This is a genomic window from Nocardioides marmoriginsengisoli, from assembly GCF_003725695.1.
Taxonomy (GTDB): Bacteria; Actinomycetota; Actinomycetes; order Propionibacteriales; family Nocardioidaceae; genus Marmoricola; species Marmoricola marmoriginsengisoli.
In genome coordinates this window covers 44,790-56,938 of sequence record NZ_RJSE01000007.1, presented here as the reverse complement: position 1 = coordinate 56,938, position 12,149 = coordinate 44,790, and the positions used below count along the sequence as shown (strand labels likewise).

Below are 12,149 nucleotides of genomic sequence, written 5' to 3'. Positions count from 1 at the left end.
GGCGGCCTACTCCGAGTAGGCCCAGTCCGGCACCATCTCCGGGCGCTGCTCGCGCAGGCTCCGCTTCAGCACCTTCCCGGACGGGTTGGTCGGGAACTCCTCGACGAGGTAGATCTCCTTGGGCACCTTGAACTTGCCCAGGCGCGCACGCGCGTGCTCGACCAGGTCGTCGGCGGTCAGGCCGGGCTTGCCGATCACGAACGCCACCGGCACCTCCTGCCACTTCGGGTGCGGGGCGGCCACCACGGAGGCGGAGAGCACCAGCGGGTGGTCGGCGAGGACGTTCTCGATCTCGGCGCTGGACATGTTCTCGCCGCCGCTGCGGATCATGTCCTTGAGCCGGTCGCGGATGTAGAGGTAGCCGTCGGCGTCGAAGCAGCCGACGTCGCCGGTGTGGAACCAGCCGTTGCGGAACGCGCTGGCGGTGGCGTCGCCGTCGTCGAGGTAGCCGGGGCTGACCTTCGGACCGCGGGCGATCACCTCGCCGTTCTCGCCGACCGGGACATCCTCGTCGTTCTCGTCGACGACGCGGACGTCGACCCACGGGACCGGGATGCCGACGGAGCCCTGCTTGCTCTCCATGTGGGCTTCGTCGAGATAGGTGAGCCCGCTGCAGGTCTCGGTGAGGCCGTAGCCCTCGATGAGCCTGGCGTTCGGGAAGAGCCCGCGCGCCACCTTGAAGAGCGCCGTCGTCACCTGGGAGAAGATCAGCCAGCGCATCGAGGTCAGGTCGGCGCCGACCTCCTCGGCGTTGCGGCGGATCATGTCGAGCATCGCGGCTGCCGCCACCATCCCGGTGATCGACTCGGAGTCGATCCCGCGCAGGATGTCGTCCGGCTCGAAGCGGCGCTGGAGCACCATGCAGCCGCCCACGTGCCAGATCGCGTAGCCGGGGAGGTCGAGACCGCCCACGTGGTACAGCGGGGCGACGTTCAGGATCCGGTCCGCGGTCGTCAGCCCCAGCTCGACGATCTGGGCGTGCATGTTGGCGTTCACGTTGCCGTGCGTGATCATCACGCCCTTGGGCAGGCTGGTGGTGCCCGAGGTGTAGATGATCCGCTGCAGCGCGTGGTCGTCCAGCTCGACGTCGGCGACCCGGACGCCGCGGTGCGGCTCGGCGATCGCGGCAACGTCCTGCCAGGTCTCGTCGATCGGCTCCAGCGCGATCCGTCGTACGGCGGGAAGGCCGGTGAGCGCGTCCGCGGTCAGCTCCGCGAACTCGGGCACGGTCGCGACCGCCTCCACCTGCGCGTGCCCGATCAGGTGCGCCAGCTCGCCGGCGGTGAGCCGGTAGTTCAGCGGCACGAAGACCGCTCCGAGCCGGGTCAGCGCCAGCGACAGGATCAGGAACTCCGGCACGTTGTTCGCCACGATCGCGATCCGGGAGTCGCGTGCGACGCCCTGCTCGGCCAGACCGGCGGCCAGCGCGCTGACGTCGGCGTCGAGCTCGGCGTAGGTCCATCGCCGGCCCTCGAAGACCAGGGCGTCGGCGTCGGCGAACCGCACCGCGTTCAGGGTGATCATCCGGGCCAGGTTCGCGGTCGGCGCACTCACGCGGTGACCTCCTGCTCCCGCAGCCGCTTCTTGAGCACCTTGCCGGAGTCGTTGCGCGGCAGCGCCTCGACCACGTCGATGTGCTTGGGCACCTTGTACTTGGCGAGGTTCGCGATGCAGTGCTCGCGGAGGTCCTCGGCGGTCGCGGCACCGGGGTCGCGCAGGATCACGAAAGCCTTCGGCACCTCGTCCCACTGCGCGTCCGGTACGCCGATCACGGCCACCTCGGCGACCTGCGGGTGCTGGGCGATCACCCGCTCGACCTCGGCGCTGGCGATGTTCTCGCCACCCGACTTGATCAGGTCGGTACGACGGTCCACGAACCAGAGGTAGCCGTCCTCGTCGATCCGGGCGACGTCGCCGGTGAGGAACCAGCCGTCCCGCCGGGTGCGCTTGTTGGCCTCGTCGTCGTTCCAGTACCCCGGCGAGATCTTCTCGCCGCGGACGATCAGCTCGCCCTCGGCGCCGGGCCGGACCTCGCGGAAGTCCTCGTCGACGATGCGCAGGTGCACCCCGGGGAACGGCGCGCCGAGCGCGCCCATCTTCGACTCCTCGTGCGCGGCGTCCATGTAGCAGACCCCGTTGCACAGCTCGGTCATCCCGAAGGTGTCGACCAGCCGCACGTGCGGCAGCAGCGCCTTGACCTGGCGGCGCACGCTCGGTGCGACCCCGGCGAAGAGCAGGTACCGCAGCGTGCTCAGGTCCGGGGCGGGGTCGAGCTCCATCATCGCGAACAGGATCTGGGCGGCGAGCACCATCCCGGTGATCCGCTCCTCGGTCGCGATCCGGGCGATGTCCTCGGCCTTGAAGGTCGGGGTCAGCACCATCGTCGCGCCGGCGACGAACACCGCCAGACCGGGCGCCTCCAGCCCGCTGACGTGGAAGAGCGGCGCCGAGACCAGGATCCTGTCCTCCTGGGTCAGCTCGAGCTCGAGCACCTGGGCGCGGTGGTTCGCGGTCAGGTTGCCGCAGGTGTGGATGACGCCCTTCGGGTGCGCGGTCGTGCCCGAGGTGTAGAGCAGCCGGTGGATGTCGTCCGCGTCCTTCTCCGCATCCGGGACGCGGACACCGGCGGGCTGCCGGTCCAGCAGGTCGGCCAGCCGCTCGGCGCCGGCGATGACGTCGTCGCCGTTCGCGACCGCGATCCTCAGTCCGGTGCCGGCCATCAGCTGGCCCGCCTGCTCGCTGAACTGGTCGTCGTACAGCAGGCAGCTGATCCCGGCCTGCTCGATCACGTAGGTCTGCTCGTTGGTGTGCAGCCGCCAGTTCAGCGGCACCGAGATCGCACCGATCCGGCTCAGCGCCAGCAGCTCCAGCACGTACGTCGCCGAGTTGCCGCCGAGGACCCCGACCAGGTCGTTGCCGCCGATCCCGGCCGCCAGCAGCGCCGCCGCGTGCCGGTCCACCGCGGCGTCCAGCTCGGCGTAGGTCCAGCGCCGGTCGCCGTCGACCAGCGCCTCGCGATCGGCGCGCCGGAGCGCCTGGCGGCGGAGCGTCTCGGAGAAGTTGCTGGTGGCCATCAGCTGGTCGCCCCGTTCTGGGACTCACCGCTCCTGAACGCCCGGATCTCCTCGCGCGACGGCAGCGAGACGAACTCGAGCAGGTTCCCGTCGAGATCCCGGGCCGCGAACGCGGTGATGTAGCCGTAGTTCTGGAGCAGCACCCGGTTCGGCGGCGAGAGGCACTCGGCGCCGAGGTCGGTCATCCGCTGGTGCAGCTCCTCGATCTCGTCGAGCGGCACCTGGAAGCTGAGCAGGAAGGTGCCGAGCTCGAGGTGCCCGGCGGTCGCCGTACGGGTCTTGGTGCCGTTCCACTCGATCAGCTCGAGCTGGCCGATCTGGGACGGGCCCTGCAGGTACTGGACCTTGCCGGTGGTGCCGGCCGGGAGTCCGAGCGACTCCTCGATGCCGGGCCCGCCGACGTCCGAGCGCAGCGTCTTGGTGTAGCCGAGGGCCTTCTCGTAGAAGTCCGCGGCCCGCTCCACGTCGGAGACCGAGATCGCGACGTGGTGAACCTCGCTGACAGCCATGGTTGATTCTCTCTCTTCGAAACGGTCAGGCCGAGGGACCGGCCAGGACCTTCTGGATCAGGGCGATCTCGTCGGCGCCGCCCTCCGGGACGATGTAGTCGTCCAGCGAGCAGATCTCGTCGATCGCGCCGAGGACGTCAGTCGGCGAGGCCGGGTCCGGGCCGGAGTACCAGCCCGGGGTGACGCCGAGGAAGATCCGGCCCACCCGACCGCCGCCGACGGTGAGGATCTGCCGGCTCAGCTCGCACTGCTCCGAGGCCAGGTACGTCGCCACCGCGGCCACGTGCTCGGGCTCGAACCGGTCGGCGAGGTCGCCGAGCAGACCCTCGGTCATCCGGGTTGCCGCCGTCGGCGAGAGCGCGTTGACCAGGATCCCGTGCCGGGCGCCCTCCAGGGAGAGCACGTTCATCAGCCCGATCAGGCCGGCCTTCGCCGCGCCGTAGCTGGACTGGCCGAAGTTGCCGAGCAGCCCGGAGGACGAGCTGGTCAGCACGATCCGGCCGAAGCCCTGCGCGACCAGGTGCGGCCAGGCCGGCCGGAGCACGTTGAACGCGCCGCCGAGGTGGACGTCGAAGACCGCGGTGACGTCGTCGTCGGTCATCTTCGCGAAGCTCCGGTCCCGGAGGATGCCGGCGTTGTGGATGATCGCGTCGACCTGCCCGAAGGCGTCGATCGCGGTCCGCACCAGCGCGGCGCCGCCCTCGACGGTCGCGACCGAGTCGGTCGACGCCACCGCCGTACCGCCGGCCGCCTCGATCTCGGCGACGACCGCCGCCGCGGCACCGGACGAGCCGGTCCCGTCGACCGATCCGCCGAGGTCGTTGACGACGACGCGGGCGCCGTGCGCGGCCAGGGTCAGCGCGTGCGCCCGGCCGATGCCGTTGCCGGCGCCGGTGACGATCGCGACCCGGCCGTCGAAGGCGACCTGCCCGGCGCTCATCGCTCGTTCCCCAGCACCGCGACGAACGCGACGCAGGAGCCCGGCTGTCCGCCGAGGTTCTGCGCCACCGCGAGCCTGGCGTCGGCGACCTGGCGGTCACCGGCCTCACCGCGCAGCTGGGTGAAGCACTCGAACATCATCCGCAGGCCGGTGGCACCGATCGGGTGCCCGAACGACTTCAGTCCGCCGTCGCTGTTGACCGGCAGCGCGCCGTCGAGGTCGTAGCGCCCGTCGAGGACGTCGCGCCAGCCCTTGCCGCGCTCCGAGAAGCCCAGGTCCTCCATCAGCACCAGCTCGGTGGGCGTGAAGCAGTCGTGCACCTCGGCCAGCGAGATCTGGTTCGCCGGGTCGGTGACGCCCGCCTGCTCGTAGGCCTGCGCGGCGGCGGTGACCACCTCGGGGAAGGTGGTGAAGTCGTAGCCGTCCGAGGCGAGCCCCTCACCGGCACCGGCGACGAAACCCATCCCCTTCAGGAAGATCGGCTTGTCGGTGTACTTGTAGGCGTCCTCGGCCCGGACCAGGATCGCCGCGGCGGCGCCGTCGGAGACGCCCGAGCAGTCCATCACCCCGAGCGGCCCGGCGATCTTCGGCGACGACTCGACGACCTCGGCCGAGATCGCCTTCTGGAACTGGGCGCGCTTGTTCAGGGCGCCGTTGGCGTGGTTCTTCACCGCGACGTGCGTCAGCGTGCTGCGCATGTCCCGGTCGCCGACGCCGTACGCACCCTGGTACGCCGGAGCCAGCAGCGAGAAGCCGGCCGGAGCCGTCCAGTCGACGTCGGTCCCGTCGGACGGCGGGTAGACCGCGGAGAGCCCGGACTGCGAGCTGTCCTTGAGCTTCTCGACACCGGTCGCCATCACCATGTCGTAGGCACCGGAGGCCACCGCGAAGGCGGCGTTGCGGAACGCCTCCGAGCCGGTGGCGCAGTAGTTCTCGACCCGGGTCACCGGCTTGCCGACCAGCCGCAGCGGCCGGGCCAGCGTCTGGCCGGACATCCCGGATCCCTGGGTGCCGACCCAGAACGCGTCGACGTCGGTGATCGCGACGTCCGGCAGCTGCTCGAGGCACTCGCCGACGGCATCGACCAGCAGGTCGTCGGCCGAGGAGTTCCAGTGGTCGCGGAACGGGGTGCAGCCCATCGCGACGATTGCGACGTCGTGGGCCATCCGGTGATTCGCCATCAGGGGGTGTCCTTGTCGAGCACGGCCGTCGTGGGACGGAGCTTCCAGAAGTAGTTGTGGATCGCGTCGGTGGTCCAGAGCCGCCGGAACGTCGGCGTCATCTCCATCCCGACGGCGACGTCCTCGGCGGGGACGTCGGCCGCGTACGCCGACAGCCGGCCGCCGCCCTCGACGTCGGCGATCACGATCGCCACCGAGGCCTCCGGCATCGTGGTCAGGTGGTCGGTGGTCACCGAGACCACCGTGGCGACCCGGTCGCGCAGCGAGACCTTGCTCGGCGAGTCCGTCGAGGTCGGGATCCCGCAGGAGACGCAGATCCGTCGCGGCGGGGTGGTGACGCTGCCGCAGGCGTCGCAGCGGCTGCCCTCGAGGCGGAACTTCCAGCCGGCGCGCCGGTTCATCGGCGGTGCCGCCGGGGCCGGAGCGGCCGGGCGGGCGGGACCCTGGACGTCGAGCAGGCCGCGCCAGCGCAGGAACCTGCCGTACCCGAGCTGCTGCTGCGCGGCGAGCTGGTCGCGCACGGTCGGCCCGGTGCGGGCCGTCCGGATGTCGTCACCGACCCGGAAGACGAACGCGTCGGCCCCCTCGGTCGCGGAGAGCAGCAGGACGGTCTGGCCGGGTTCGGCTAGGTCGAGGCAGGCCGCCAGCAGCAGGCCCGGGTGGGCCGCGCCGGTGAAGCCGGTCGCCCGCTCGATCATCGCGTCCTGGCCGTCGCCGCCGAGCGCCCGACGCAGCGTCGCGGCCGCGCGAGCGTTGGAGGAGGAGACCACCACGTGGTGCACGCCGGAGAGCCCGGCGTCGGCGAGCGCCCGGGTGGCGGCGGCCTTGCCGGCCTCGACCAGCACCTCGGCGGTGAAGCGCTCGTCCCAGACCCGGTCGTGCTGCTCACCGGGAAGCCGCCAGCGCTCGAGCACCTCGGTCGTGTGCGCGGCCCGGGCGACCAGGGTCGCGGCCCGAGGAGACGTTCCGCTGCCGCCGATGAAGGCCGCCGCCGCGTCACCCTGGGCGAGCTCGTCCGGAGCGCCCGGCCGGGTCGTCCGGACATCGGCGAGCGCGGCGCAGGCGCCGGCGCGGGTGACCAGGTCGAGCGCCGCGGCACCCGAGCGGTGGCCGCGCAGGTCGACCGCGGAGACGCCCGGGTCGAGGCCGAGCGCCTCGTGGACGATGCCGGCCGACGTCTTGGCGTCGTACGGCGCGCTGGTGGTGGCGAGCAGCAGCTGGCGACCCCAGCCGGTCGGCTCGGCCAGGTGGCGGAGGGCCTCGACGGCCATCGTCACCGAGTCCTCGTCGTACGCCGCGACGCTTCTGGTCGGTCCGCCGGAACGGGGCGCCGTGGTGGCGTCGAGGCGGTTGTCGGCGAGCACGTAGGCAGGCAGGTACGCCGCGTACGCGTCGATCCCGGGCTGATCGGGCATCGGTCGGATCTCTCCTTCTAGTTCCAGGCGGGGATCGCGGCGAGCAGGCGCCGCGTGTAGTCCTGCTCGGGGCTCTCCAGGACGTGCAGGGCGGTCCCCTGCTCGACGACGCGGCCGCTGCTCATCACCGCGATCTCGTCGCAGAGGTCGCTGGCCAGCATCAGGTCGTGGGTGACGAAGAGCAGGCCGATGCCGAGCTCGTCGACGAGCGTCCGGAACAGCTCGACCACCTTGGTCTGGGTGGTCACGTCGAGCGCGGTGGTGCACTCGTCGGCGATCACCAGCGAGGGTCGGGTGACCACGGCGAGGCCGATCGCGACCCGCTGCCGCAGGCCGCCGGAGAGCTGGTGCGGGTAGCTGTCGAGGACCCGGGCGGTGTCGGTGATCCGCATCTGCTCGAGCACCTCGACCGAGCGCCGGCGCACCTCGTCCTTGTCGATGCCGGGGACGTGCCGGTGCAGCACCTCGGCGAGGTGCGCCCGCACCTTCATCAGCGGGTTCAGCGACCGGGACGCGTCCTGGAAGACCATCCCGACCTGGCCGCCACGGACCCCGGCGGTCAGGTCGACCCCGGGCGCGACGACCTGCTCGCCGGCCAGCGAGATCGACCCGCCGTCCACGCGCACGTTCTTTTCCAGCAGGCCGACCACCGAGCGCGCCAGGGTGGTCTTGCCGCTGCCGGACTCCCCGACCACGCCGACGATCTGGCCGCGTCGTACGGCGAGGTCGACGTCGTCGAGCAGCCGCAGGTCGCAGTCCGCGAGCCGGGCCGAGATGGAGAGCCCGGAGATGGTGAGCAGCTCGGTCATCGGCGCCTCTTCCTCGGGTCGTTGTGGGTGAGCAGGGCGTCGCCGATCAGGTTGACCAGCAGCACCAGCACGGTGATCGCGAGACCGGGGAAGAAGGCGATCCACCAGGAGTGACTGAGCTCGTCCTGGCCGGCCGCGAGCATCGAGCCCCAGCTCGAGTGCGGCGGCACGACACCGAGGCCGAGGAAGCTGAGCGCGCTCTCGACCAGGATCGCGGTGCCCACCTGGAGTGTCGCCAGCGCGACCACGGTGCCGGCCAGGTTCGGCAGCACGTGCCGGAAGACGATCCGGGCCTCGGAGGCTCCGGCCGCGCGCAGGCCGAGCACGAACTGGCGCTCCCGGATGCTCAGCGTCGCGGACCGGGTGACCCGGGCGCAGCTGGCCCAGCCGGTGAGGGCGAGGACCAGGAACAGCACCGGCAGCGAGCTACCGCGGTTCGCGATGATGGCCAGCGCGATCAGGATGAACGGCAGCGCGAGCTGGGCGTCGATCAGGATCGAGATGGTCTTGTCGACCCAGCCCCGGCAGTAGCCGGCCAGCAGGCCCAGCAGCGTGCCCGGTCCGATCGCCACCAGCGCGCCGACCAGGCCGATCATGATCGTCAGCCGGCCGCTCTCGACCAGCTGGGTCAGTCCGTCCTGGCCGAGCTTGTTGGTGCCCAGCGGGTGCGCCCAGGTGCCGCCGTCCAGGAACGCGGGCGGCAGCCGGGTGGCGGTGAGGTCCTGGCCGCCGTCGGGCAGCAGCCCGGTCAGCGGCAGCACGAAGACCAGGAAGGTGATCACGCCGAGCGGCAGGCCCAGCCAGAACACCGACGTCCGGCTCGTACGGCGGCGCCGGTCCTTGGCCGGCTTCAGCGGCTCGCCGGCGTGCGGGGCCAGCTCGATCTCGAGCTCACTCATGGCGGATCACCTCACCCGGGGGTCGACGACGGAGTGGAGCAGGTCCACGACGAGATTGAGGAGCACGAAGATCACCGCGGCGAAGACGACGATCGCCTGGACCAGCGGGAAGTCGCGGAACTGGATCGACTGCAGCGCCAGCTGGCCGAGGCCGGGCCAGGAGTAGACGTACTCGATCGCGACGGCGCCGGACATCAGCACACCGGTCTGCAGCACGATGATCGTGAGGATCGGCATCATCGCGTTCTTGAACCCGTGCCGCCAGACGACCCGGGTGGTGCTGATCCCGCGGGCGCGCGCCGAGTCGATGAACGGCTCGCGGAGCGCGTCGCTCATCGAGGCGCGAGTCAGCCGGGCGATGTGCGCCATCGGGTAGAGCGCCATCGTGACCGCGGGCAGGATCAGGTGCTTGAGCGACCCGGACTGACCGGCCGGCAACCAGCCGAGCTTCACCGCGAACAGGACCACCAGCATCATCCCGAGCCAGAAGACCGGCACCGACTGGCCGAGCAGCGCCAGCGTCGAGGCGCCGCGGTCCCACCAGGTGCCCTCGCGGGTGGCCGCCAGGACGCCGAGCGGGATCCCGATCAGGATCGCCAGGCTCATCCCGGCCGCCACCAGCTGCAGGGTGAACGGCAGCCGGTCGAGGATCATCGTGGTGTTGGACTGGTAGAACTGCAGCGAGTCGCCGAGGTCGCCGGTGAAGACGCCCTTGAGGTAGTCGAAGTACTGCACCAGCAAGGGCTGGTCGAGGCCCAGCTGGTGGCGCAGCGCCTCCCGCTGCTCGGGCAGCGCCATCGGGCCGAGGATGGTCGCGGTCGGGTCGCCGGAGAGGCGGCCGAGCGCGAACGCCATCGTCAGCGCGATCAGCAACGACGCCAGCAGGGTCGCCACCCGGGCACCGATCCTTCTCAGGGTGGTCGCTTTCATCGGCGTGCCCTCCAGCGGGCGCCGGGCATCGCGTCCAGCAGCTCGCGGGTGTACTCGTTCGTCGGATTCTTGAACACGGTCTCGCAGGGCCCGGACTCGACGACCTTGCCGCGGAACATCACGTGCACGGAGTCGCAGACCGAGCGGACCACGGCCAGGTCGTGGCTGATCATCAGGAGCGCGGCGCCGGTGCTGGCCTGCGTCTCCTGGAGGAGCTTGAGGACGTCGGCCTGGACCGAGACGTCGAGGCCCGAGGTGGGCTCGTCGGCGACGATCAGCCGCGGGCGCATCAGCAGGGCCCGGGCGATGCAGACCCGCTGGGCCTGGCCGCCGCTGAGCTGGTGGGGGTACCGGTCGAGCATGTCGGGGGTGAGCCGGACCCGGTCGAGCAGGCCGTCGTCGTCGATCCACGAGGTGCGCTCGCGCTGCAACCCGCGCAGCTCGCGCAGGCCGGACCGGACCGACTGCCGCGGGTCGAGGGAGCCGTGCGGGTCCTGGAAGACGACCTGCACCTCGGGACGGAGCTCACGCAGCTGCCGCCGTCCGATCGAGGCGAGCGAGTGCCCGAGCAGCTGGATGTCGCCGCTGCCCCGGACCCCGAGCCCGGTCGCCGCCATCGCCAGGGTGGTCTTGCCGGAGCCGGACTCCCCCACGACCGCGACGCTCTCGCCGGCGTCGATCCGCAACGAGACGCCGTCGACGGCTCGGAACACTTCCCCCGTGGTCCGGTTCCGGTGCTCGACGACGAGGTCGTCGACGTCGAGCACCGGGGTGGATTCCTCCGGGGCACGGAGGCGCCGGCCGTGGTCGGCCGACACCTCCGTCTCCAGGATCTCGGACATCGTCAGCGCGTCGCCTTCGTGAAGTCGTAGGCGCCGAGTGCGTCGTACTGCACACCGCTGACGTTCTTCTGGGTGCCGTAGTTGAAGATCTGGCGGTACAGCGGCACGAAGCAGTGGTTGTCCACGACGCCGAGCGTGTTGAGCTCGTCGTAGACCGGCGCGGCAGCAGCCGCGTCGTCCTGCTCCAGGGCCTTCTGGACCAGCGCGTCCGCCTTCGGGTCCGGGCAGTTGCCGGTGATCGAGACGGTCTTCATGAAGCCGCTGGCGAAGAAGTCCGGGACAGCGACGTTCGGGACGCCGGCGAACATGTAGATGCCGTTCAGCTGGCGGCCGACGACCTGCTTGACCAGGGTTCCGTAGTCGAGCGGGTTGTACTTGACCTTGAAGCCGGCCTTCTCGAGGCTGCCGCCGATGGCCTGGGCGACCTCTTCGATGTTGGTGTACTGCCCGGCCGGGTAGGAGATCGGCACGGTCACGCTGGTACCGCCGACCAGCTCCTTGGCCTTCGCCGGGTCAGCCGTGACGGACTCGCCGGGCTCGGAGCCGGGGACGATGTTGAGCAGTCCGGCGTCAGCCTTGGCGTGGCCGTCGAAGATGCCGTCGACGATGGCGTTCCGGTCGATCGCCAGGGCGGCCGCCTCACGCAGCTTCGGGTCGTTGAACGGAGCCGTCGGGGCGTACAGGAACGCGACCAGCTTGACCGCGGTCTCGGTGCTGGTGACCTCGAGGCCGGCCTTCTTGGCGTCCGCGGCCTGGGTGTAGCTCAGGTCGAAGGCGACGTCGACGCTCTTGGACTGCAGCAGCGCCAGCCGCTGGGACGGCTCGTTGGACCAGCTGAAGTCGACGCCGGTGTTCTTCGGCTTCTCGCCCCAGTAGTCGGGGTTGAGCTTGACCGAGATGCTGCGACCGGCCTGGACCTTGTCGAGCACGTAGGGTCCCGTGCCGACCGGAGCGGCGGCGAAGCCCTCGGAGCCCTTCTCCTTGTAGTAGGCCGGCGGCAGCAGGAAGACGTTGGTCAGCAGGTTCGGGATGTTGTACTGCGGGGTCTTCGTCTTCAGCACCACGGTGGTGGCGTCGGGCGCCTCGACCGAGGCGACGTTGCCGAAGTACGACTTCAGGATGCCGGCCTCGGTGTCGCGGTTGAGCAGGATCGAGTTGGCGACCGCGGCAGCGTCGGCCTTCTCGCCGTTGCTGAAGCTGATGCCTTCCCGGACGGTGAACGTCCAGGTGGTCGGGTCGTCGCGCTTCCAGTCCGTGATGACGCCGGTGTTCTCCGGGTCGAACTTCGCGTCGGTGTTGATCAGCGGCTCGAGCATCGTCCCCCACACCGGCTGGCCGGAGCGCGGTCCCACGATCGGGTCCAGGGTGGTCGGCTGCGCGTTCAGCAGCGCGCGGATCGGGGCGTTGCTCGAAGCGCCGGACTTCTCCGAGTCGCTTCCACAAGCAGTGAGGCCGAGTCCTGCCATCGTGAGCGCGGCGGCAACGGCAACCAGCCGCCGTGCTCCCAAGCGGTTCTTGATCATGAGGTCTTCCTTCACGCAGTGAGATGT

Annotated in this window: 11 protein-coding genes; all 11 read right to left on the bottom strand. The window is 70.8% G+C overall.

From position 1 onward, the window contains the following. Window positions 1-6: 6 nt before the first annotated feature. Genes EFK50_RS08950 through EFK50_RS08900 form a run of 11 tightly spaced genes read right to left on the bottom strand, consistent with a single transcriptional unit; the run spans window position 7 to window position 12,122 of the window. Complete coding sequence (locus EFK50_RS08950; RefSeq protein ID WP_221177337.1) at window positions 7-1,554, bottom strand: class I adenylate-forming enzyme family protein; 1,548 nt, start codon at window positions 1,552-1,554, stop codon at window positions 7-9. Next, complete coding sequence (locus EFK50_RS08945) at window positions 1,551-3,074, bottom strand: class I adenylate-forming enzyme family protein (RefSeq protein ID WP_123227242.1); 1,524 nt, start codon at window positions 3,072-3,074, stop codon at window positions 1,551-1,553. Before EFK50_RS08945 ends, EFK50_RS08950 begins: the two co-directional genes overlap by 4 nt. Then, window positions 3,074-3,583, bottom strand: a complete 510-nt coding sequence (locus tag EFK50_RS08940) for a VOC family protein (protein ID WP_123227241.1) — start codon at window positions 3,581-3,583, stop codon at window positions 3,074-3,076. Before EFK50_RS08940 ends, EFK50_RS08945 begins: the two co-directional genes overlap by 1 nt. Window positions 3,584-3,608: 25 nt before the next feature. Further along, on the bottom strand, window positions 3,609-4,523 hold the full coding sequence (locus EFK50_RS08935) for an SDR family NAD(P)-dependent oxidoreductase (protein ID WP_123227240.1): 915 nt from the start codon (window positions 4,521-4,523) through the stop codon (window positions 3,609-3,611). Continuing rightward, the gene (locus EFK50_RS08930; RefSeq protein ID WP_123227239.1) at window positions 4,520-5,704 is read right to left on the bottom strand and encodes an acetyl-CoA acetyltransferase; all 1,185 of its coding nucleotides are present in this window, start codon (window positions 5,702-5,704) and stop codon (window positions 4,520-4,522) included. Before EFK50_RS08930 ends, EFK50_RS08935 begins: the two co-directional genes overlap by 4 nt. After that, window positions 5,704-7,119, bottom strand: a complete 1,416-nt coding sequence (locus EFK50_RS08925; protein ID WP_123227238.1) for a zinc ribbon domain-containing protein — start codon at window positions 7,117-7,119, stop codon at window positions 5,704-5,706. The genes EFK50_RS08930 and EFK50_RS08925 overlap by 1 nt, the downstream gene beginning before the upstream one ends. 17 nt (window positions 7,120-7,136) lie before the next feature. After that, window positions 7,137-7,928 carry an ABC transporter ATP-binding protein gene (locus tag EFK50_RS08920; protein ID WP_123227237.1) on the bottom strand — a complete coding sequence of 264 codons (792 nt, stop codon included), beginning with the start codon at window positions 7,926-7,928 and terminating at the stop codon, window positions 7,137-7,139. Next, entirely contained in the window at window positions 7,925-8,827 is a 903-nt protein-coding gene (locus tag EFK50_RS08915; RefSeq protein ID WP_123227236.1) for an ABC transporter permease, read from the bottom strand. The genes EFK50_RS08920 and EFK50_RS08915 overlap by 4 nt, the downstream gene beginning before the upstream one ends. Before the next feature lie 6 nt (window positions 8,828-8,833). Further along, window positions 8,834-9,757 carry an ABC transporter permease gene (locus EFK50_RS08910; protein ID WP_123227235.1) on the bottom strand — a complete coding sequence of 308 codons (924 nt, stop codon included), beginning with the start codon at window positions 9,755-9,757 and terminating at the stop codon, window positions 8,834-8,836. Beyond that, window positions 9,754-10,599 (bottom strand): ABC transporter ATP-binding protein, encoded by an 846-nt coding sequence (locus tag EFK50_RS08905; protein ID WP_123227234.1) that lies wholly within the window; start codon window positions 10,597-10,599, stop codon window positions 9,754-9,756. The genes EFK50_RS08910 and EFK50_RS08905 overlap by 4 nt, the downstream gene beginning before the upstream one ends. Before the next feature lie 2 nt (window positions 10,600-10,601). Beyond that, on the bottom strand, window positions 10,602-12,122 hold the full coding sequence (locus EFK50_RS08900; protein WP_123227233.1) for an ABC transporter substrate-binding protein: 1,521 nt from the start codon (window positions 12,120-12,122) through the stop codon (window positions 10,602-10,604). Between the last annotated feature and the right edge of the window lie 27 nt (window positions 12,123-12,149).